Origin of the sequence: Klebsiella sp. OBRC7 (assembly GCF_000293135.1) — a bacterium.
Taxonomy (GTDB): domain Bacteria; phylum Pseudomonadota; class Gammaproteobacteria; order Enterobacterales; family Enterobacteriaceae; genus Klebsiella; species Klebsiella michiganensis.
Map to the genome: position 1 here is coordinate 133,759 of NZ_ALNJ01000001.1, position 21,031 is coordinate 154,789.

Consider the following 21,031-nt stretch of genomic DNA (forward strand, 5'->3'; position numbering starts at 1 on the left):
CTGCGCCCGTTGGGTGCGGCCTTTTTTAACTTACAGGAGGCGTTATGACCCGGTATCAGTTTCCGGAAGGCTTTTTTTGGGGCGCGGCGGCATCTGGTCCGCAAACGGAAGGGATAAGCAACAAGCCGCACCGTTCTATTTGGGATAGCTGGTTTGCCGAACAGCCGGAACGTTTTTATCAGCAGATTGGGCCGCAAACCGTTTGCGACACCTATCATCAGTATCCCCAGGACGTGGCGTTGATGAAGCGGACCGGGTTCAACTCCTTCCGCACGTCGATTCAGTGGTCGCGGCTGATTGATGACTTCGAAACCGGCGCGCCCAATGCGGACGCGGTGCGTTTCTATCATGCCTACCTTGATGAGATGATTGAAAACGGCATCGAGCCGATGATCAACCTCTATCATTTTGACATGCCGGAAGCGCTGCAAAAGCAGTACGGCGGCTTTGAGTCGGCGCACGTGACGGATCTCTTCGCGCGTTTTGCCCGTACCGCTTTTGAGCTATTCGGTCACAAGGTGAAATACTGGATTACCTTCAACGAGCCGATTGTGCCGGTTGAGGGCGGCTACCTGTACGACTTCCACTATCCCTGCAAGAAAGACGGCAGGCTGGCGGCGCAGGTGGCGTTCAACATTATGCTGGCCCACGCCAAAGCGGTGCGCGAGTTTCGCGCGCTGGCGCTGGAAAGCGGGATTGGCGTGGTGCTGAATCTGACGCCCTCCTATACCCGCAACGACAGCGCGGAAGATCAAAAAGCGGCGTGGTATGCGGATCTGTTCTTCAACCGCAGCTTCCTCGATCCGCTGGTGAAGCATCAGTTCCCGAAAGCGCTGTGCGAAATTCTGGCCGCGCACGACTGCCTGCCGGAGGTGACAAAAGCCGACGTGGAGCTGATTACCGGATCGCGCGTCGATTTTCTCGGCGTTAACTATTACGTTCCGCGGCGGGTGAAGGCGCGCGAAAGCGACTATACGCTGGATTATTTCACCCCGGAGTTCTATTTCGAAAACTACGTGAATCCGCAAGGGCGCTTTAATCCTTATCGCGATAATAATGAGATTCTGCCGCAGGCGATTTATGACATTGCCGCCAATATTCGCGATAACTACGGCAATATAAAGTGGTTCCTCGCGGAAATTGGTATTGCGATGGATATTGAGTCGGAAGGCGAGCCGGGCGAAGACGGGGTGATTGACGATTCGTTCCGCATCGGCCTGATGGAAGAGCATCTGGTGCAGCTGCATCGCGCGATAGCCGACGGCGCGAACTGCTTTGGCGTGCATCAGTGGACCTTTATCGATAACTGGTCGTGGATTAACTCGTTCAAGCGCCGCTACGGTTTCTGGCGGCTTAATCTGCAAACCGGAGAGCGGCAGATAAAGCGCAACGCGCTGTGGTTTGCCGAACTGGCGACCAGCAACGGCTTCAGTTCTGATAAATAGCTCTGCAACCCCCCGGTGGCGGCTGACGCCTTACCGGGGCTACGAGGTCCCCAGCGTCTGCGGACAGGTAGCCCGGCTAAGGCGTCAGCCGCGAGCCGGGGATTACCAGCGCTATTTTTTCATTTCCGCCAGCGAGGCTATCCAGTTCATCGCCAGCTGTGGCCACTCGGCGGCGGGCAGGCCTCGGGTCCCGCGAATGCCAAATCCGTGTTTTCCCTCGGCGAACAGATGCAGCTCGGTCGGCACCTGATGCGCGCGCAGGGCGTTAAACATCACCAGCGCGTTATCCACCGGCACGGAAGGATCGTCCACTGCGTGGAAAATAAAGGTCGGCGGCGTTTGCGGCGTGACGTTCTGCTCCGGTGAATAGCGACGCTGCCGCTCCGCCGTCGGCGTTTCGCCAATCAACGCCTTGCGCGATCCGGGATGGGCAATTGCCGGATCCATGGAAATAACCGGATAGCCGAGCACCGCGAAGTCCGGCCGCGCGCTCTGCTGGTCAACCGCGTCCACGGCGGCGTAAGCCGGTTCGCTATAGCGTGTCTCCAGGCTTGCCGCCACGTGTCCCCCGGCGGAAAAGCCCATAATGCCGATTTTTTGCGGGTCGATATGCCACTCGGCGGCCCGCGCCCGCAGGGTACGCAGCGCGCGCTGGGCATCGGCCAACGGCGCCTCGCTGCCTTCCGCGTGACCGTCCGCCGGCATCCGGTAGGTCATCACAAACAGGGTATAGCCCCGGGCGTTAAACACCGGGGCAAGATCGCTGCCCTCTTTATCCAGCACCACCCGCTGATAAGAGCCGCCCGGCGTCACCAGCAGCGCGATACCGTTGGGCTTCTCCGGCGCGTAAACGGTAATTGTCGGAGCGCGAACGCCGGTGACCGCACGATCGGGCAGCGAGGGGTCTTTGCTGCGCTCCACCAGCGATTCGCTCGCCGGGCTGTTTTTCGCGCCGGGCGCTTCACCGCCGGGCCAGACTGAAAAGGTGGGAAGAGAGGAAAATGCAGCCTGAGAAGCCAAAAGCAAAGCGATGGCGGCGGCCAGAGGTAAACGCGTCATAAGCATCTCCATTAAGGAAAAGGCTTATTTATCATTCATCAGGAACGGGTAAAGCGAGTTGTCTCACAGAACGCTGTTTCATTAAAATCAAAATGAAACAGCGTTCTGAAGATGTACCTACTGCAGCTGGTCTTTATTAATACCCAAGCGTTTCATGCGCGAAAGCAGCGTCGTGCGCTTTAATCCCAGACGCTGGGCCGCGCCCTTCGGTCCGGCGACCACGCCGTTGCTCTCTTTCAGCACCCGGACAATCAGCTGGTATTCGTCTTCCCCTTCCTCCGGCAGCACTTCCGCCGCCAGCGGCTCCGTCTCGATACTCATTTCCGGTAAGGAGAGCTGCAGCACGCTGCCGCGGGTCAGCAGCACCGCGCGCTCAATGACGTTCTCCAGTTCGCGCACGTTACCCGGCCACTCCATGCGGCTGAGCAGGCGCAGCGTTTCCGCCGGAATGCTGTCAATGTTGCGCCCGAGACGGCGGGCAATTTTAAAAGTGAAGGCCTTCACCAGCAGGGGAATATCCTCCGGCCGCTCGCGCAGGGGAGGCAGGTGGATCGGGAAGACGTTCAGCCGATAGTAGAGATCGCTGCGAAACTCGCGATCGGCGACCATCTGTTTAAGATCGCGGTTGGTGGCGGCGATCAGGCGCACGTCGGTGTGAATCAGCTTATTGCTGCCGAGACGCTCGAACTCCTGCTCCTGCAGGACGCGCAGCAGCTTCGGCTGCAGCTCCACCGGCATATCGCCCACTTCATCGAGAAACAGCGAGCTTTTGTCCGCCAGTTCGAAACGGCCGATACGCTGGGCGCTGGCGCCGGTGAAGGCGCCGCGCTCGTGGCCAAACAGGTCGCTTTCCAGCAGCCCGGCGGGCATCGCTGCGCAGTTCATTTTGACCATCCGGCGGCTATTGCGGCCGCTCAGATTATGAATAGCGCGGGCAATCAGCTCCTTACCTGTGCCGGTTTCGCCGAGGATCAGCACCGTGCTGTCGCTCTGCGCCACCATCTCCACCTGCTTGAGCACGCTGTTCATGGCCTCGCTGCGGCCGATGATTTCGCCAAACTCGCTCTCAACGTTGTTAAGCTGTTCGGTCAGGGCGAGGTTCTCATCGACCAGCCGCTCTTTCAGGCGCTGAATCTCGCGGTAGGCGAGGGCGTTGTCAATGGCGATCGAGACGCGCTCGGCGATTTGCCGCAGCAGCTTGAGGTTGGTGGTGGTGAAGACTTTCTCATCGCACTGCGCCAGCTTCAGCACCCCAAGCAGGGTATTGCCGGACATCAACGGCAGCAGGCACAGGGTCTGAATTTTGTTATCCCACATCTCGAAAAGCATTTTTTCGTACGGCGCCAGCGGGTCGTGCTGATGCAGGTTGAGCAGCAGCATCTCTTTGCTTTTGAATACCCGCTCGGTCAGGGTACCGGCTTCTTCCACTTCGCTCTGGTCGTGCACCGGGTGGCTGGCGTCGAGGTAGTGGGTGGAGTAGATATTGAGCTTGCCTTTGCGGTTGCTGCGCAGCACCACGCTAATGGCGTCGATGCGGAAGTAGCGATGGATCTCTTTGGCCACTTCGCTGACCAGTTCGTCGATATCCAGCCGCGAGAGCACGGCGTTGGTGATCGCCACCAGGATGCGGAAGTTGTCGCGTTCCCGGCACAGCAGGTCGTAATCAACGTTGTTGCTGACCCGGCTTTGGATCTGTTCGGTGACCACGGCAACGATTTGCGTAAAGGTGTGCAGCCGCTGGTACTCTTTTTCGGTCCACGGCCGGTTGTCGTCGCGAATAAATTCGCAGCCGCCGAAAATACGCCCTTCCGCCGCCAGCGGCAGCAGGCAGTAATAGCCAAAGGTGGGGTAGAGTCCGCTGCCGGCGAGCTGCGGCCAGGTTTCGGCAAAGGTGGCGCTATCGCAATGCAGCGCATCCGGGCGCGAGAGCAGGCGTCGAACCGGGCCGTTGGCGAGGACGGTTTCATCTTCGTAGCTCACCGGCTGCCCCGCGTCGTCGCAGGCGTGCCGGACCGCGCGATGGTTGCCGGAATGCCACAGAATAATCGCCGCCCGGTCTGCGAGCGCGGACTGCTTCACCAGGCCGGTCAGCGTCTCGCTCAGCGCGGCCAGATCCGGCTGCTGTAATAAAATGCGGGTGATATCAAACAGACCCTGCTGCCCAAGATCGCCCATCGGTGTATACGACATTGCTTAAGTCCAAAAGCGCCGCAAAGCGGCGCAGAAGAAAGTGATGACACAAATAATAGTCTGTTAATAAAGCGGTTGTGACCGCCATTAACCCATCCGTGGGTGCCCGCTGGTTTGGGCTGGATAATCATGCTGGCTTTTCCCGGCTCGCGCTGCGCTTAGCCGGGCTACAGGTGCGCGCAGTTTTGTAGCCCGGATAAGGCGTTAGCCGCAATCCGGGGGCCGCACCGTTAACAAATTCTTGGCAGCGGCTCGGCGTGGGGAAGATCCAGCGTGCGCTTCACGCCGTACAGACCGACAGAGCGCACGCCCGCGCGCGGCACAACCTCGCCGATTATTGCCGCATCGCGGCCTAATGGCTGAGACCGTAGATGCGCAAGTACGCTTTCCGCCGCCTCGCGGGCGACGGCGATCAGCAGCTTGCCCTCGTTGGCAAAATTAAGCGCGTCCAGCCCCAGCAGTTCGCACACGCCGCGCACGGTATCGTTCACCGGCAGCTTATTCTCGTGCAGTTCAATCCCGCAGCCGCTGGCGGCGGCGAATTCATGGGCCACCGCGTTAACGCCGCCGCGGGTGGCATCGCGCAGGGCTTTCACGCCAGCAACGTCGCGCAGCGTCTGAATCAAGGGCGTCAGTACCGCGCAGTCGCTGGACAGCGCGCCGTCAAGCCCCATCTGTTCGCGCAGGTTGAGGATCGTTGCCCCGTGATCGCCAAGCGTACCGCTGACCAGCAGCACGTCTCCCGCGCTAATCTGCTGCGCCCCCCAGCGAATACCGGTAGGGATGACGCCGATCCCGGCGGTATTGATAAACAGCTTATCCGCCGCCCCGCGCGGCACCACTTTGGTATCGCCGGTGACAATGGCGATGCCGGCATCCCGCGCGGTCTGCGCCATGCTGTTCACCACCGCTTCGAGGGTGGCCATCTCCAGCCCCTCTTCGAGAATAAACCCGCAGGAGAGATAGCGCGGCAGCGCGCCGCTCACCGCCACATCGTTGGCCGTGCCGCACACCGCCAGCTTGCCGATATTGCCGCCTGGGAAAAACAGCGGATCGATGACGTAGCTGTCGGTGGAGAAGGCGAGCCTGTCGCCCTGCGCGCTAAGCTGGGCAAGATCGAGACGCGCCTGATCTTCCTGCTCCGCCAGCCAGGGGTTGGCGAAAGCCTGCATAAACAGGTCGCCGATCAGCTGCTGCATCGCCTGACCGCCGCTACCGTGGGCTAACTGAACGCTTTTCATGCTTCGATTTCCTGACTGCGATATTGATACCAGGCGGCGCAGGCGCCTTCCGATGAGACCATCAGCGCGCCAAACGCGCTCTGCGGGTTGCAGGTATTGCCGAATAGCGGGCACTGGTGCGGTTTGCAGCGGCCGGTCAGCACCTCGCCGCAGCGGGCGCGCGGGTCGTCGCTGACCCGCTGCGGTGCCGGGCGGAAATGCGCTTCGGCGTCGAAACGCTGATACGCGGCCGTCAGATGCACGCCGGAGTCGTTAATCACCCCCAGACCGCGCCACTCGCTATCGCCGCTAAGGCAAAACACCTCGGCGATGGCCGACTGCGCCAGCGGGTTGCCCGCATCGGGCACCACCCGGCGATACTGGTTCTCCACGTCGCTGTGCCGCGCTATTGTCTGCTCAACCAGCATCACCGCGCCTTGCAGTAGATCAAGCGGTTCGAATCCTGCCACCACTAAAGGACGATGATAGTCGCTGGCGATAAAGCCGTAGGCGTCGGTGCCAATCACCATGCTGACGTGACCGGGGGCGAGAAACGCGTCGATACCGTTATCCGGCTGGTCGAGCAGGCTGCGCAGGGTCGGCAGCAGGGTGATGTGCTGGCAGAAAAAGTAGAAGTTGGCGACGCCGCGCTCGCGGGCCTGGCGCAGGGTCAGGGCGGTGGCGGGCATCGTCGTTTCAAAACCAAGGCCGAAGAACACCACTTCACGCTCGGGGTTCTGCTGCGCCAGCTTAAGGGCATCCATCGGCGAATAGACGATGCGGACGTCGGCGCCGCGCGATTTCGCCTGCAGCAGCGAGCCGTTTTTTCCCGGCACGCGCATGGCGTCGCCAAAGGTGCAGAAAATCACCCCCGGACGGCTGGCGATATCGATACAGGCGTCGATGCGTCCCATCGGCAGCACGCACACCGGGCAGCCGGGGCCGTGAATAAACTCGATATTTTCCGGCAGCAGCTGGTCGAGGCCAAATTTAAAAATGGCGTGGGTATGGCCGCCGCACACTTCCATAATGCGCAGCGGACGGTCGGCGGTATGCGGCAGCAGGCGCGCGCGCTGCCGGAGATGTTCCACCAGCTGCATCACCTGTTCCGGGGCGCGGTATTCATCGACATAGCGCATTTACCGCTCCTCGCCGTACAGCAGCGCGCCGACGTCCGGCTCGACTTCAAACATATTTTGCAGCGCCTCGAGGGTATCGCGGGCTTCGGCTTCGTTAATCACGCTCATGGCGAAACCCACGTGGACCAGCACCCACTGGCCGAGACGCGGCTGGCCGCGATCGTCGACCGCGCCCACCAGGGTCAGGTCGACTTCGCGCTGAATACCGCACACTTCTACCTTCGCCAGATTGCCGTCAATGGCGCAGATTTGTCCGGGAATGCCTATGCACATTGTTGCGTCTCCAGCCAGCTAAGCCACTGGTCCATGCCTTCGCCGCTGGTGGCGGAGAGCAGGATGATGTCAATATCCGGGTTCACCTCGCGGGCGCAGGCCAGACACTTCTCCACGTCAAAGTTGAGATACGGCAGCAGGTCGATCTTGTTAAGCAGCATCAGGCTGGCGGCGGCGAACATATGCGGATACTTCAGCGGCTTGTCTTCGCCTTCGGTTACCGACAGCACCGCCACTTTATGACGTTCGCCGAGGTCAAAGCTCGCCGGACACACCAGGTTACCGACGTTTTCGATAAACAGGATCCCGTGGTCATCCAGCGGCAGGCGCGGCGCGGCGTCGGCGATCATCTGCGCGTCGAGATGGCAGCCTTTGCCGGTGTTGACCTGAATCGCCGGGGTGCCGGTAGCGCGGATGCGCGCGGCGTCGTTCACCGTTTGCTGATCGCCTTCAATCACCGCGCAGGCGGTTTTCTCTTTCAGCCGCAGCAGGGTTTCCGTCAGCAGGGTGGTTTTGCCGGAGCCGGGGCTGGAGACCAGATTCAGCACCAGCTGGTTTTTAGCGGCGAAGCGCGCGCGGTTGCGGGCGGCCAGACGATTGTTTTTATCCAGCACGTCGATTTCCACTTCCAGCATTCGCCGCTGGCTCTGGCCGGGCGCATGGGTACCCGCCTCGCCGTGACCGTAGTGCAGGTCGCCAGCTTCCGAGCGGGTGGGGGAAAAGTTATCGGTTTTCACGCCGGTAATGTTCATCATCTGGCGCGGGGCGGGCGCGAAGGGGGCGCTGCGAAACGCCGAATGCGGGTTATGCTCGTCGCCTTCTATATAAAGGTTGCCTTCACCGCAGCCGCAGGTTGTACACATAATCTTATTACTCCACTTCTAGTCGCTGAATCTGTAAGCCGTCATCCGCCACGATTTGCAGCCGGTCGCTCTGACACTGCGGGCAGCGGCGCACGTGCTGGGAGATGAGATGCACGTACTGCTGGCAGGATTCACACCAGCATTCAGCCTGTTGTTCGGCGATATGCAGCTCGCAGCCCTCCGCCAGCGTGCCGCGGCACACCAGCTCAAAGCAGAAGGTCAGCGCGCTGGCCTCCACGCAGGAAAACGCCCCGACCTTCAGCCACACGCCGGTCACCCGACGCGCGCCGGCCTGCAGCGCCTGCTGTTCGATAATTTCCAGCGCCCGCTGGCTAAGAGTGATTTCGTGCATGGTGCCTCCGTATCGCGATGGCCCTTTAATGCAATAACGATGCCAGGTCATAGGTAATGTCACGAAAATGTCGATGACGCGCGGCAGACGTCGTCATCGACATGTCTTTTCGGCCCCCGAAATTTTATAAATATGTTTAAAATCAATTAATTAAATTTTGGCATGAAAAGTGCTTAACCGGTGCATCTCATACAACGGGGGATCCGGGATGACTATTTGGGAATTAAGTGAAAAGGCGGACTACATCGCCGATCGTCACCGCCAGCATCAGGAGCAGTGGCACACCTATTGCAACTCGCTGGTACAGGGAATAACCCTGTCGAAAGCGCGTCTGCATCACGCCATGAGCTGCGCGCCGGATAAAGAGCTGTGCTTCGTACTGTTTGGCCATTTTCAGGTCTACGTGGCGCTGGCGGAGGGCTTTAACAGCCACACCATCGAGTACTACGTCGAAACCAAAAACAGCGACGACAGACGCCTGATTGCCCAGGCCACGCTGGGTTCAGACGGCACCATTGATGGCCGGATCAGCAACCGCGATCGCGAGCAGGTTCTGGAGCACTATCTGGCGACTATCGCCAGCGTTTACGACCGTCTCTACGAGGCTATCGAACAAGACCAGCCGGTGGATTTAAGCCACCTGACGCTGGCCCGTTAATCGTCAGGTGTCGACAAGTGTCGAAGCTGACACCTGCGTAACCTGTTTTCGTCAAAAATGACTTTCACCTGAGGATGACCCGGTGAACCGTTTTGTAATTGCTGACTCCACCGTCTGTATCGGCTGTCGCACCTGCGAAGCCGCCTGCGCTGAGACTCACCGCCAGCAGGGCCTGCAGGCCATGCCCCGGCTGCATTTAATGCGCAATGAAAAAGAATCCGCGCCGCAGATGTGCCACCAATGTGAAGATGCGCCCTGCGCCGCCGTCTGCCCGGTTAACGCCATTAATCGCGTTGATGGCGCGGTGCAGCTCAATGAGAGCCTGTGCGTAAGCTGCAAGCTGTGCGGCATCGCCTGTCCGTTCGGCGCCATTGAGTTTTCCGGCAGCCGTCCGCTGGATATGCCGGCTAACGCCAATACCCCCCTGGCCCCCGCCGCGCCGCCGGCGCCGGCCCGCGTCAGCTCGCTGCTCGACTGGGTACCGGGCGTGCGCGCCATCGCCGTCAAATGCGACCTGTGCCACTTCGATGAGCAGGGCCCGGCGTGCGTACGTACCTGCCCGACCAAAGCGCTGCTGCTGGTGGATATCCGCGATATCGCCCAGGCCAGCAAGCGTAAGCGGCAGCTGACTTTTAATACCGATCTCGGCGATCTGTCGCTGTTCCAGGCGCAACAAGGGGACGTGAAATGAGTGTGATTTCCTTAGTGAATCAGGCGGTGGCCTGGTACGCCGCCAGCGCGGTGCTGGCGTTTCTGTTCGCCCTGCGCAAACCGCTGAGCGGGGCGATCGCCGGGATTGGCGGCGCGGTCGCCAGCGCGATGCTGGTGCTGGCGGGCGGAACGGCGCTGCTGATGCCGGAGCGCGTTAGCGGCGGCATGCTGCAGATGCTGCATTTGACCCTGCGCGTGGGCGGCGTCAACGCGCTGTGGCTGCTGGCGATCGGCCTGTCGGCGCTGCCGATTTCGCTGTTCAATATTGCCTGGCATCGTCATCCGCAGGTCAAAGCGAACGGCCTGCTGGTGAACCTGTTGCTGGCCGCTGCGACCTGCGCGGTGGTGGTGACGAACTTCGGCGCGCTGGTGGTGATGGCGGAGATTATGGCCCTGTGCGCCGCATTTCTTACCGGCTGCGCGCAGTCCGGCAAGCTGTGGTTTGCGCTGGGTCGCCTCGGTACGCTGCTGATGGCGTGGAGCTGCTGGCTGGTCTGGTCGTCCTACGGCACCCTTGAGCTGGCGCAGATTACCCAGCTGGCGATGGCGGTGCCGCAGAACGCGCTGCTGTGGCTGCCGGGCCTGGTCGGCTTTGCGCTGCTGGCCGGAGTTATTCCGCTGCACGGCTGGGCGCCGCAGGCCCACGCAGGCGCCAGCGCGCCGGCCGCCGCGCTGTTTTCCACGGTGGTGATGAAGGTCGGTCTCTACGGCATCCTGACGGTCTCGCTGGCCGGCAGCGTACCGCCGCTGTGGTGGGGCGTGATGCTGCTGGTTCTGGGCATGATCACCGCCTTCGTCGGGGGGCTGTACGCCCTGATGGAGCACAATATTCAGCGCCTGCTGGCGTACCACACCCTGGAAAACATCGGCATTATCCTGCTCGGCCTCGGGGCGTTCGTCACCGGCGTGGCGACCCATAACCCGACCCTGATGGTGCTGGGCTTTATCGGCGGCATGTATCACCTGATCAACCATAGCCTGTTTAAAACCACCCTGTTCCTCGGCGCGGGGGCGGTGTGGTTCCGCACCGGCCATCGCGATATCGAAAAGCTCGGCGGCATCGGCAAGAAAATGCCGCTGATTTCGCTCTCCATGCTGGTGGGCCTGATGGCGATGGCGGCGCTGCCGCCGCTGAACGGTTTTGCCGGAGAGTGGGTAATCTATCAGTCCTTCTTCAAGCTAAGCACCGGCGATGCGTTTGTTGGCCGCCTGCTTGGGCCGCTGCTGGCGGTGGGCCTGGCGATTACCGGCGCCCTGGCGGTGATGTGTATGGCGAAAGTCTACGGCGTCACCTTCCTCGGCGCGCCGCGAAGCAAAGAGGCGGAAAACGCCACCTGCGCGCCGGGGCTGATGACCTTTAGCGTGGTGCTGGCCGCCGTCTGCTGCGTGATTGGCGGGGTTGCCGCGCCGTGGCTGCTGCCGCTGGTGAGCGGGGCGTTTCCGGTGCAGGCGGAGGTCTCCAGCGTGGTGTCTCAGCCGCTGATCGCCATTCTGCTGATTGCCTGCCCGCTGCTGCCGCTGTTGCTGATGATCTTCTTCAAGGGCGATCGCCTGCCGGCGCGCTCCCGCGGGGCGGCCTGGGTCTGTGGCTACGACCATGAAAAATCCATGGTGGTGACCGCCCACGGTTTCGCCATGCCGGTGAAAGAAGCCTTTGCGCCGATTCTGAAACTGCGCCACTGGCTGAACCCGGTGCGCCTGGTGCCCGGCTGGCAGAACGCTTCCGCGCCCGCGCTGTTTCGCGGCGTGGCGCTGGTGGAGCTGGCGGTGCTGGTGGTGATTGTGATTTCCCGAGGAGCCTGAGAATGAGCGTATTAATTGCATTGTTGCAGGCGCTGGTGCTGTTCGCCGCCGCGCCGCTGTTGTCCGGGGTGACCCGCGTCGCCCGCGCGCGTCTGCACAACCGCCGCGGTCCGGGCGTGCTGCAGGAGTACCGGGATATCCTGAAACTGCTGGGCCGCCAGAGCGTTGGCCCGGACGCCTCCGGCTGGGTCTTCCGCCTGACGCCGTACGTGATGGTCGGCGTGATGCTGACCATCGCCACCGCGCTGCCGGTGGTGACCGTTGATTCGCCGATGGCGGGGCTGGGCGACCTGATCACCCTGATCTACCTGTTCGCTATCGCCCGCTTCTTCTTTGCTATTTCCGGCCTTGATACCGGCAGCCCGTTTACCGCTATTGGGGCCAGCCGCGAAGCGATGCTCGGCGTGCTGGTGGAGCCCATCCTGCTGCTCGGCCTGTGGGTCGCGGCGCAGGTCGCGGAGTCCACCCATATCAGCAGCATCACCGACACCATTTATCACTGGCCTGTCGCCCGCACTCTTCCGCTGATTCTGGCGCTGTGTGCCTGCGCCTTCGCCACCTTTATCGAAATGGGCAAGCTGCCGTTCGACCTGGCGGAAGCGGAGCAGGAGCTTCAGGAAGGCCCGCTCTCGGAATACAGCGGCAGCGGCTTCGGCGTGCTGAAGTGGGGCATCAGCCTCAAGCAGCTGGTGGTCCTGCAGATGTTCGTCGGCGTATTTATCCCGTGGGGACAGATGACCAGCTTTAGCGTCGGCGGTCTGCTGCTGGCGCTGGTGGTTGCCGTCGTCAAGCTGGTGCTCGGCGTGCTGGTGATTGCGCTGTTCGAAAACAGCATGGCGCGTCTGCGCTTTTGCGCCACCTCCCGCGTCACCTGGGCCGGGTTTGGTTTTGCCTTTTTAGCCTTCGTCTCCTTGCTGGTGGCGTGATTTAAGAGAGTTTGAGCATGTCTGAAGAAAAAATCGGTCAACACTATCTCGCCGCGCTGCATCAGGCCTTTCCGGGCGTGGTGCTGGATGAAGCCTGGCAGACCAAAGACCAGTTGACGGTCACGGTGAAGGTCAACTATCTGCCGGAAGTGGTCGAGTTCCTGTACTACAAGCAGGGCGGCTGGCTGTCGGTGCTGTTCGGCAACGATGAACGCAAGCTGAACGGCCACTACGCCGTCTACTACGTGCTGTCGATGGAGCAGGGCACGAAGTGCTGGATCACCGTACGCGTGGAAGTGGACGCCAATAAACCCGAGTATCCGTCGGTGACGCCGCGGGTGCCGGCGGCAGTATGGGGCGAGCGCGAAGTGCGCGATATGTACGGTCTGATCCCGGTGGGGCTGCCGGACGAGCGCCGCCTGGTGCTGCCGGACGACTGGCCGGATGAACTCTATCCGCTGCGTAAAGACAGCATGGACTACCGCCAGCGTCCGGCGCCGACCACCGACGCCGAAACCTACGAGTTTATCAACGAGCTGGGTAGCAAGAAAAACAACGTGGTGCCGATTGGCCCGCTGCACGTCACCTCCGACGAACCGGGCCACTTCCGCCTGTTCGTTGACGGCGAAAATATTATCGACGCCGACTACCGCCTGTTCTACGTCCATCGCGGGATGGAAAAGCTGGCGGAAACCCGGATGGGCTACAACGAAGTGACCTTCCTGTCGGACCGCGTGTGCGGGATCTGCGGCTTCGCCCACAGCACCGCCTACACCACTTCGGTGGAGAACGCGATGGGCATCGTGGTGCCGGAGCGCGCGCAGATGATCCGCGCCATTCTGCTGGAGGTGGAGCGCCTGCACTCGCACCTGCTGAACCTCGGCCTCGCCTGCCACTTTACCGGGTTCGACTCCGGGTTTATGCAATTCTTCCGCGTGCGCGAAACCTCGATGAAGATGGCGGAAATTCTTACCGGGGCGCGTAAAACCTACGGTCTGAACCTGATTGGCGGCATTCGTCGCGATCTGCTGAAAGAGGACATGATCCAGACCCGCCAGCTGGCGCAGCAGATGCGCCGCGACGTGCAGGAGCTGGTAGATATGCTGCTCAGCACGCCGAATATGGAGCAGCGTACCGTGGGCATTGGCCGTCTCGACCCGCAAATCGCCCGCGACTTCAGCAACGTTGGCCCGATGGTGCGCGCCAGCGGCCACGCCCGCGATACCCGCGCCGATCACCCGTTTGTCGGCTACGGCCTGCTGCCGATGGAAGTGCACAGCGAACAGGGCTGCGACGTCATCTCGCGCCTGAAGGTGCGCATCAACGAGGTCTACACCGCGCTGAATATGATCGACTTCGGCCTCGATAACCTGCCGGGCGGCCCGCTGATGGTCGAAGGGTTCACCTATATTCCGCACCGCTTCGCGCTGGGCTTCTCGGAAGCGCCGCGCGGAGATGATATCCACTGGAGCATGACCGGTGACAACCAGAAGCTGTACCGCTGGCGCTGCCGGGCGGCGACCTACGCCAACTGGCCGACCCTGCGCTATATGCTGCGCGGCAATACCGTCTCCGACGCGCCGCTGATTATCGGTAGCCTCGACCCGTGCTACTCCTGCACCGACCGCATGACCGTGGTCGACGTGCGCAAGAAGAAAAGCAAAGTGGTGCCGTACAAAGAGCTGGAGCGCTACAGCATCGAGCGTAAGAACTCGCCGCTGAAATAAGGAATCGCCATGTTTACCTTTATTAAAAAAGTTATCAAAACCGGCACCGCGACGCACTCATACCCGCTGGAGCCGATGCCGGTGGATAAAAACTTCCGCGGCAAACCGGAGCATAACCCGCAGCAGTGCATCGGCTGCGCCGCCTGCGTTAACGCCTGTCCGTCGAACGCCCTGACGGTGGAGACCGATCTGGCCACCAACCAGCTGGCGTGGCAGTTCAACCTCGGACGCTGCATCTTCTGCGGACGCTGCGAAGAGGTTTGCCCGACGGCGGCGATTAGGCTCTCTCAGGAGTACGAGCTGGCGGTGTGGAAAAAAGAGGATTTCCTCCAGCAGTCGCGTTTTGCCATCTGCCACTGTCGGGTATGCGAACGGCCGTTCGCCGTACAGAAAGAGATCGACTACGCCATCGCGCTGCTCAAACACAACGGCGACAGCCGCGCCGAGCTGCATCGCGAAAGCTTTGAGACCTGCCCGGAGTGTAAACGCCAGAAGTGCCTGGTGCCGTCCGACCGTATTGAACTGACTCGCCATATGAGAGAGGCCAGCTGATGAGTAACTTATTAGGGCCGCGCGATGAAAACGGCATTCCGGTGCCGATGACGGTGGATGAGTCCATCGCCAGCATGAAGGCATCGCTGCTGAAGAAAATTAAGCGTTCCGCCTACGTCTACCGGGTGGACTGCGGCGGCTGCAACGGCTGCGAGATCGAGATTTTCGCTACCCTTTCGCCGCTGTTCGACGCCGAGCGTTTTGGGATCAAAGTGGTGCCGTCGCCGCGTCACGCCGATATTCTGCTGTTTACCGGGGCGGTAACCCGGGCGATGCGTTCTCCCGCGCTGCGCGCGTGGCAGTCCGCGCCGGACCCGAAAATCTGTATCTCCTACGGCGCCTGCGGCAACAGCGGCGGCATCTTCCACGACCTCTACTGCGTATGGGGCGGCACCGATAAAATCGTGCCGGTGGATGTCTATATTCCCGGCTGCCCGCCGACCCCCGCCGCGACGCTGTACGGATTCGCGATGGCGCTGGGCCTGCTGGAGCAGAAAATCCACGCCCGTCTGCCGGGCGAGCAGGACGAGCAGCCGACCGAACTCCTGCACCCGGATATGGTACAGCCGCTGCGGGTGCGCATCGATCGCGAAGCGCGCCGGCTGGCGGGCTATCGCTACGGTCGCCAGATAGCCGACGACTATATGCGCCTGCTGGGGCAGGGCGATAGCCAGGTGGTGCGCTGGCTGGAGGCGGAAAAAGATCCGCGCCTGACCGAGATCGTCACCCATCTGAACCAGGTGGTCGAGGGAGCGCGTATCCGATGAGCGAGACGGTGGTGTTCAGTCAGCTGAGCCGTAAATTTATTGATGAGAACGATGCGACGCCCGACCAGGCGCAGCAGGTGGTCTATTACAGCCTGGCGATTGGCCATCACCTCGGCGTGATCGACTGCCTTGAGGCGGCACTGAGCTGCCCGTGGCAGGCGTATCTGGCGTGGATTGCGACCCTCGAAGAGGGCAGCACCGCGCGGCGTAAAATGGAAGGCGTGCCGAAGTACGGCGAGATTGTTATCGACAGCAATCATGTGACGATGCTGGCCAACGCTTTTGATAAAGCGCAGGCCCGGCAGACCCCCGAGCAGCAGGCGTGGAGCAAAACGCTGCTCAGCATGCTGCATGATATTCACCAGGAAAGCGCCATCTACCTGATAGTGAGGAGACTCCGTGACTGACGTTTTACTCTGTGTCGGCAATAGTATGATGGGCGACGACGGCGCAGGTCCGCTGCTGGCGGAGATGTGCGCGGTTAACCCCGTCGGCGAATGGGTGGTGATTGACGGCGGCAGCGCGCCGGAGAACGATATCGTCGCCATTCGCGAGCTGCGCCCCGAGCGCCTGCTGATCGTCGATGCCACCGATATGGGCCTGAATCCCGGCGAGATCCGCATCGTCGATCCGGACGATATCGCCGAGATGTTTATGATGACCACCCACAATATGCCGCTCAACTATCTGATCGATCAGCTAAAAGAGGATATCGGCGAGGTGATTTTCCTAGGCATTCAGCCGGATATCGTCGGCTTTTATTACCCAATGACCCAGCCGATTAAGGACGCGGTCGAGGTGGTGTACGCGCGGCTTGATGGCTGGCAGGGGCAGGGCGGTTTTGCGGCACTTGAAGCCGCAGAGGAGCCGGCGTTCCCCGGCTAAGCGCAGCGCGAGCCGGAAGTTCGGTCAGGGGAGCAAGCGTCCTTTTTTCCCGGGGCGCGGCGTAAACGCCTTACCCGGGCTACCGGTTCGCTGGCGTTGATGAACCTGTAGCCCGGCTAAGCGTAGCGCAAGCCGGGAAAATTTCCGTGTTGCAGGTGTTTGTTAAGCTGAGGCTCCCTCAGTCCGCGGGGCACACTACGCCAAATCTTCCCCATTGCTGGCAATCACCTTTTTATACCACCAGAACGACTTTTTGCGTTTTCGCGCCAGCGTGCCGTGTCCGGCATCGTCGCGGTCGACGTAGATAAAGCCGTAGCGCTTGCTCATCTCGCCGGTAGAAGCGGACACCAGATCGATACAGCCCCAGCTGGTATAGCCCATCACCGGAATGCCGTCCTCGATGGCGTCACCCATCGCTTTAATATGCTCGCGCAGATAGCTGATGCGGTAGTCGTCGTTAATCTCGCCGTTAGCGTCAATCTCATCCCGCGCGCCGAGACCGTTTTCCACGAGGAACAGCGGTTTCTGGTAGCGGTCATACATCATATTCATGGTGATGCGCAGGCCGAGCGGGTCGATGCCCCAGCCCCATTCGCTGGCCTGAATATGCGGGTTCTTCAGTGATTTAACAATATTGGCGGCGCTGGTGTTGCCGGCGTTCATCTCCGCCGACGCGCAGCGCGAAGCGTAGTAGCTGAAGGAGACGAAATCGACGGTATGGCGCAGGATTTCATCATCGCCCGCTTCTTTGGCGATGGTCACGCCTTTCTCGCGGAATACCCGCGCCGCCCAGACCGGATACGCGCCGCGCGCCTGGACATCGATAAAGAACAGGTTCTCGCGATCTTTCTCCAGCGCCATCCACACGTCTTCCGGCTTACAGGAGTAAGGGTAGAAGTTGCCGCCCGCCAGCATACAGCCGACCTGATTTTGCGGATTCACCTCGTGGGCGATTTTGGTCGCTAAGGCGCTGGCGACCAGTTCATGATGGGCGGCCTGGTATTTCACCTGCTCCTGATTTTCCCCCTCTTCAAACACCAGACCGGCGCCGGAGAACGGGCTGTGCAGCATGATGTTGATTTCATTGAAGGTAAGCCAGTATTTCACCAAGCCATCAAAGGCTTCAAAGCAGGTGCGGGCGTAGCGGGTGAAGAACTCCACCATTTTTCGATTGCGCCAGGAGCCGTACTCGGTGACCAGGTGCATCGGCACGTCGAAATGGCACAGCGTCACCAGCGGCTCGATGCGGTGCTTTTTGCACTCCTCGAACAGCGAGCGATAAAAGGCGATCCCTTCCGGATTCGGTTCCAGCTCATCGCCCTTAGGAAACAGACGGCTCCAGGCGATAGAGGTGCGGAAGACGCTAAAGCCCATCTCCGCCATCAGGGCGATATCTTCTTTATAACGATGATAAAAATCGATCGCCTCGTGGCTCGGGTAGAACTCATCGTCGCGCAGCGCGAAGCGTTTCTCCTGCCCCAGCTTGACCGCCAGGCGGTGCGCGCCGTGGGGAATCATATCGACGGTGGTCAGCCCTTTGCCGCCCTCCAGATATGCCCCTTCGGACTGGTTGGCGGCCAGTGCGCCGCCCCATAAAAATCCCTGTGGAAAAGTCGCCATGCGTTACCTCGTTAACAAAATGGTGTTCAGGCGTGAGAAGCCTGGGTGCCGGCCTGGCGCTGTCTGGCGTCGGCGGCGGCTTCTTCTTGCGGAATATCTTCAAAGCCAAGCATTAGCGTCAGGACAAACGACAGCACTACCGCCAGCGCCATGACGCCGAAGACCCAGACGATGGTCATCGGATTGGCCGGGTCGAAAAACTGGACGCTGGTAAACAGCCCCGGCGCCGCCATTGAGTGGCTGGCGAGCCCGGCAATGCCGGCCACTGCGCCGCAGATAAAGCCGCTGATCAGGCTGGCGATCAGCGGTCGCTTCAGCCGCACCGCCACGCCGTACAGCGCCGGTTCGGAAATCCCCGCCAGAATCGCGGAAGCCGCGGCCGCCAGCGCCGTCTGGCGCAGCTCCGGGTTTTTGGTTTTCCACGCCACCGCCAGCGACGAACCGCCCAGCGACAGATTAGCGCCGATTTCCGACGGCATTACCATGCCCTCTTTGCCGGTTTCGGCGATGGTCTGAATGATAGTCGGGGTAAAGACCCGGTGCATCCCGGTCATCACCAGCAGCGGCCACAGCGCGCCCATAATCGCCACCGACAGCCAGCCGAGATAGCTGTGGATCGTATAGACCAGCGCGGAAATGGCGCTACCGATCCAGATGCCGAGCGGGCCAATCAGCAGAATCGACAGCGGAGCGGCGATCAGCACGATCAGCATCGGTTTAAGGAAGTTCTTTGTCACCGCCGGGGTGATACGGTCGACCCAGCGTTCGATATAGGAGAGGCACCAGGTCATCACCAGCGCCGGGATCACGGTATAGGTGTATTTCACCGCCGTCACCGGAATAAAGGCGAACTCCACGTGCTCGCCCTGGGCGGCTTTGGCCATCAGCTCGATAAAGCTCGGGTGTACCAGCACCCCGGCAATCGCAATCGCCAGCGACATATTGGTTTTGAACTTCACCGCCGCGGAGGCCGCAACCATCAGCGGCAGGAAGAAGAACGCGCCGTCGCCGATAACCGTCAGAATAGTCAGCGTTGGCGCGCCTTTGGGCAGCGCGCCGGTCATCTCTAAGATCATCGCCAGCAGCTTGACCATCGATCCGCCGATAATTGCCGGGATCAGCGGCGACATAGTGCCGATCAGTGCGTCGAGGATCCCGGCGCCGATGCGCTTCAGGGTGATCGGCGGTTTTCCCTGCGGTTCGGCAGGGCGCAGTTCTCCCGGCAGCAGGGCGACCACTTCGCGATACGCCTGGGAGACGGTATTGCCCACGATCACCTGGCACTGGTTATCGCTACGCACGACGCCGAGCACGCCTTTCAGCCCTTTGAGGGTGGCGCTGTCGACCCGCTCGTTGTCTTTGACCACGAAACGCAGGCGGGTCATGCAGTGGGTGACGGCGGCAACGTTATCTGCGCCGCCAATTGCCGCGATAATCTGCTGCGCCAGAGCTGCATAATTTTTAGACATCGGATTTTATCCTGTTTATCAATGGGGTACTGGCTTGTCGCCGCGCCGGAAAGCGGAGCGGCATCATGTATACGTAGGAAACCGGTTCCACAAAATCATGATTAGTTTCATGAATGCATACAAGAAATAAAAAAATAAGATCTTAATTTTGTGATTTTGATCGCTGTGTGCGCATCAGCGCGGGCGACGCGCAAATGCTGAAAAAGGGCAGCGCGTGCAGTACACTGCGGGCAACATTGGCAACAGGAATAACCACATGGCAACGATGCTGGAGGTAGCGAAGCGCGCGGGGGTGTCGAAGGCCACCGTTTCGCGGGTGCTGTCGGGGAACGGCTATGTCAGCCAGGAGACCAAAGATCGCGTTTTCCAGGCGGTGGCCGAAAGCGGCTACCGGCCGAATCTGCTGGCGCGCAATCTGGCGACGAAAAAGACCCAGACCCTCGGGCTGGTGGTGACCAACACCCTTTATCACGGCGTCTATTTCAGCGAACTGCTTTACCACGTGGCGCGGATGACCGAAGACAAAGGGCGGCAGCTGATCCTCGCCGACGGCAAGCACAGCGCGGAGGAGGAGCGCGAGGCGATTCAGTATCTGCTCGATCTGCGCTGCGATGCGATTATTATCTATCCGCGCTTTCTCAGCGTTGATGAGATGGATGAGATTATCGAAAATCATGAGCGGCCGATCATGGTGCTCAACCGCCGTCTGCGCCGCAACGCCAGCCACTGCGTCTGGTCCGATCAAAAAGCCTCGGCGATGATGGCGGTGGAAAAGCTTATCGCGCTCGGCCATCGCGATATCGCGTTTATTACCGGTTCGCTGGATTCGCCAACCGGCGTAGAGCGCCTCTCGGGCTATAAAGACGCGCTGGCCCGCGGCGGCATTGCCCTGAATAACGATCTGATCGTCGAAGGCCGCTGGACGCCGGAAACCGGCGCGGCGGGAGTCGCGACGCTGCGCCAGCGCCGCGTCGGCTATAGCGCGCTGGTGGCGAGCAACGACGATATGGCGGTTGGTGCGATGAAGCAGCTGCACCAGCTCGGCGTCAAGGTCCCGGAGCAGGTTTCGGTGGTGGGCTTTGACGATATCGCGCTGGCGCCGTTTATGGTACCGGCGCTCTCCAGCGTCAAAGTCCCGGTGACGGAGATGATCAAAGAGAGCATCAACCGGCTGATCTTTATGCTCGACGGCGGCGATTTTAAATTTCAGCAAACCTTTTCCGGCGAGCTGATTGAACGCGACTCGATGGTTCCCGGCCCGCACGCCTGACGTCGTCAGCTGTCATCGTCACAACTGACGATGACAGTCTGTATCGTAATTATCTCCTTTAATATTAGTAAGATAAAAATTGGAACGCATTATGCATACTCC

The 21,031-nt window shown here is 60.7% G+C and carries 20 protein-coding genes; 11 read left to right on the forward strand and 9 right to left on the reverse strand.

The window, feature by feature from the left end; translation table 11 throughout:
• The first annotated feature begins 44 nt into the window (after positions 1-44).
• On the forward strand, positions 45-1,445 hold the full coding sequence (locus tag HMPREF1144_RS00655; RefSeq protein ID WP_009651603.1) for a glycoside hydrolase family 1 protein: 1,401 nt from the start codon (positions 45-47) through the stop codon (positions 1,443-1,445).
• Between the two features lie 111 nt (positions 1,446-1,556).
• Here HMPREF1144_RS00655 and HMPREF1144_RS00660 read toward each other — a convergent pair whose 3' ends face one another.
• The 7 genes from HMPREF1144_RS00660 to hypA form a co-directional block, all read right to left on the reverse strand.
• Positions 1,557-2,504 (reverse strand): alpha/beta hydrolase, encoded by a 948-nt coding sequence (locus tag HMPREF1144_RS00660; protein WP_004853533.1) that lies wholly within the window; start codon positions 2,502-2,504, stop codon positions 1,557-1,559.
• A 117-nt stretch (positions 2,505-2,621) separates the two neighbouring features.
• Positions 2,622-4,694 (reverse strand): formate hydrogenlyase transcriptional activator FlhA, encoded by a 2,073-nt coding sequence (gene flhA, locus HMPREF1144_RS00665; RefSeq protein WP_042926687.1) that lies wholly within the window; start codon positions 4,692-4,694, stop codon positions 2,622-2,624.
• A 230-nt stretch (positions 4,695-4,924) separates the two neighbouring features.
• Positions 4,925-5,935 carry a hydrogenase expression/formation protein HypE gene (gene hypE / locus HMPREF1144_RS00670; RefSeq protein ID WP_009651551.1) on the reverse strand — a complete coding sequence of 337 codons (1,011 nt, stop codon included), beginning with the start codon at positions 5,933-5,935 and terminating at the stop codon, positions 4,925-4,927.
• The gene (hypD, locus tag HMPREF1144_RS00675; RefSeq protein WP_009651548.1) at positions 5,932-7,053 is read right to left on the reverse strand and encodes a hydrogenase formation protein HypD; all 1,122 of its coding nucleotides are present in this window, start codon (positions 7,051-7,053) and stop codon (positions 5,932-5,934) included. The genes hypE and hypD overlap by 4 nt, the downstream gene beginning before the upstream one ends.
• The gene (locus HMPREF1144_RS00680) at positions 7,054-7,326 is read right to left on the reverse strand and encodes a HypC/HybG/HupF family hydrogenase formation chaperone (RefSeq protein ID WP_004104861.1); all 273 of its coding nucleotides are present in this window, start codon (positions 7,324-7,326) and stop codon (positions 7,054-7,056) included.
• Positions 7,317-8,189 carry a hydrogenase nickel incorporation protein HypB gene (gene hypB / locus HMPREF1144_RS00685; protein ID WP_004853525.1) on the reverse strand — a complete coding sequence of 291 codons (873 nt, stop codon included), beginning with the start codon at positions 8,187-8,189 and terminating at the stop codon, positions 7,317-7,319. Before hypB ends, HMPREF1144_RS00680 begins: the two co-directional genes overlap by 10 nt.
• Before the next feature lie 7 nt (positions 8,190-8,196).
• On the reverse strand, positions 8,197-8,541 hold the full coding sequence (gene hypA / locus HMPREF1144_RS00690; RefSeq protein WP_004114752.1) for a hydrogenase maturation nickel metallochaperone HypA: 345 nt from the start codon (positions 8,539-8,541) through the stop codon (positions 8,197-8,199).
• Between the two features lie 208 nt (positions 8,542-8,749).
• Here hypA and hycA point away from each other — a divergent pair, with 208 nt between their 5' ends.
• The 9 genes from hycA (at position 8,750) to hycI (ending at position 16,570) form a co-directional block, all read left to right on the forward strand.
• A complete protein-coding gene (gene hycA / locus HMPREF1144_RS00695; protein ID WP_004853522.1) occupies positions 8,750-9,199 on the forward strand; it encodes a formate hydrogenlyase regulator HycA in 450 nt (149 codons plus the stop codon).
• A gap of 82 nt (positions 9,200-9,281) precedes the next feature.
• The gene (locus tag HMPREF1144_RS00700) at positions 9,282-9,890 is read left to right on the forward strand and encodes a 4Fe-4S dicluster domain-containing protein (protein ID WP_009651583.1); all 609 of its coding nucleotides are present in this window, start codon (positions 9,282-9,284) and stop codon (positions 9,888-9,890) included.
• On the forward strand, positions 9,887-11,713 hold the full coding sequence (gene hycC, locus HMPREF1144_RS00705; RefSeq protein ID WP_009651611.1) for a formate hydrogenlyase subunit 3: 1,827 nt from the start codon (positions 9,887-9,889) through the stop codon (positions 11,711-11,713). Before HMPREF1144_RS00700 ends, hycC begins: the two co-directional genes overlap by 4 nt.
• Before the next feature lie 2 nt (positions 11,714-11,715).
• Positions 11,716-12,639 carry a respiratory chain complex I subunit 1 family protein gene (locus HMPREF1144_RS00710; RefSeq protein ID WP_004853516.1) on the forward strand — a complete coding sequence of 308 codons (924 nt, stop codon included), beginning with the start codon at positions 11,716-11,718 and terminating at the stop codon, positions 12,637-12,639.
• A 17-nt stretch (positions 12,640-12,656) separates the two neighbouring features.
• Positions 12,657-14,366 (forward strand): formate hydrogenlyase subunit HycE, encoded by a 1,710-nt coding sequence (gene hycE / locus HMPREF1144_RS00715; RefSeq protein WP_004124089.1) that lies wholly within the window; start codon positions 12,657-12,659, stop codon positions 14,364-14,366.
• Positions 14,367-14,375: 9 nt separating this feature from the next.
• Positions 14,376-14,918 (forward strand): formate hydrogenlyase complex iron-sulfur subunit, encoded by a 543-nt coding sequence (locus tag HMPREF1144_RS00720; RefSeq protein ID WP_009651597.1) that lies wholly within the window; start codon positions 14,376-14,378, stop codon positions 14,916-14,918.
• Positions 14,918-15,685 (forward strand): NADH-quinone oxidoreductase subunit B family protein, encoded by a 768-nt coding sequence (locus tag HMPREF1144_RS00725; protein WP_004853511.1) that lies wholly within the window; start codon positions 14,918-14,920, stop codon positions 15,683-15,685. The genes HMPREF1144_RS00720 and HMPREF1144_RS00725 overlap by 1 nt, the downstream gene beginning before the upstream one ends.
• Positions 15,682-16,092 (forward strand): formate hydrogenlyase maturation HycH family protein, encoded by a 411-nt coding sequence (locus HMPREF1144_RS00730; RefSeq protein WP_009651568.1) that lies wholly within the window; start codon positions 15,682-15,684, stop codon positions 16,090-16,092. The genes HMPREF1144_RS00725 and HMPREF1144_RS00730 overlap by 4 nt, the downstream gene beginning before the upstream one ends.
• Positions 16,085-16,570 (forward strand): hydrogenase maturation peptidase HycI, encoded by a 486-nt coding sequence (gene hycI, locus HMPREF1144_RS00735; protein WP_009651572.1) that lies wholly within the window; start codon positions 16,085-16,087, stop codon positions 16,568-16,570. The genes HMPREF1144_RS00730 and hycI overlap by 8 nt, the downstream gene beginning before the upstream one ends.
• Before the next feature lie 195 nt (positions 16,571-16,765).
• Here hycI and HMPREF1144_RS00740 read toward each other — a convergent pair whose 3' ends face one another.
• Entirely contained in the window at positions 16,766-18,190 is a 1,425-nt protein-coding gene (locus HMPREF1144_RS00740) for a 6-phospho-beta-glucosidase (RefSeq protein WP_009651593.1), read from the reverse strand.
• A gap of 26 nt (positions 18,191-18,216) precedes the next feature.
• Complete coding sequence (gene ascF / locus HMPREF1144_RS00745; protein ID WP_004853503.1) at positions 18,217-19,659, reverse strand: PTS cellobiose/arbutin/salicin transporter subunit IIBC; 1,443 nt, start codon at positions 19,657-19,659, stop codon at positions 18,217-18,219.
• A 256-nt stretch (positions 19,660-19,915) separates the two neighbouring features.
• Here ascF and HMPREF1144_RS00750 point away from each other — a divergent pair, with 256 nt between their 5' ends.
• Positions 19,916-20,929 carry a LacI family DNA-binding transcriptional regulator gene (locus HMPREF1144_RS00750; RefSeq protein WP_009651558.1) on the forward strand — a complete coding sequence of 338 codons (1,014 nt, stop codon included), beginning with the start codon at positions 19,916-19,918 and terminating at the stop codon, positions 20,927-20,929.
• Positions 20,930-21,031: the final 102 nt, after the last annotated feature.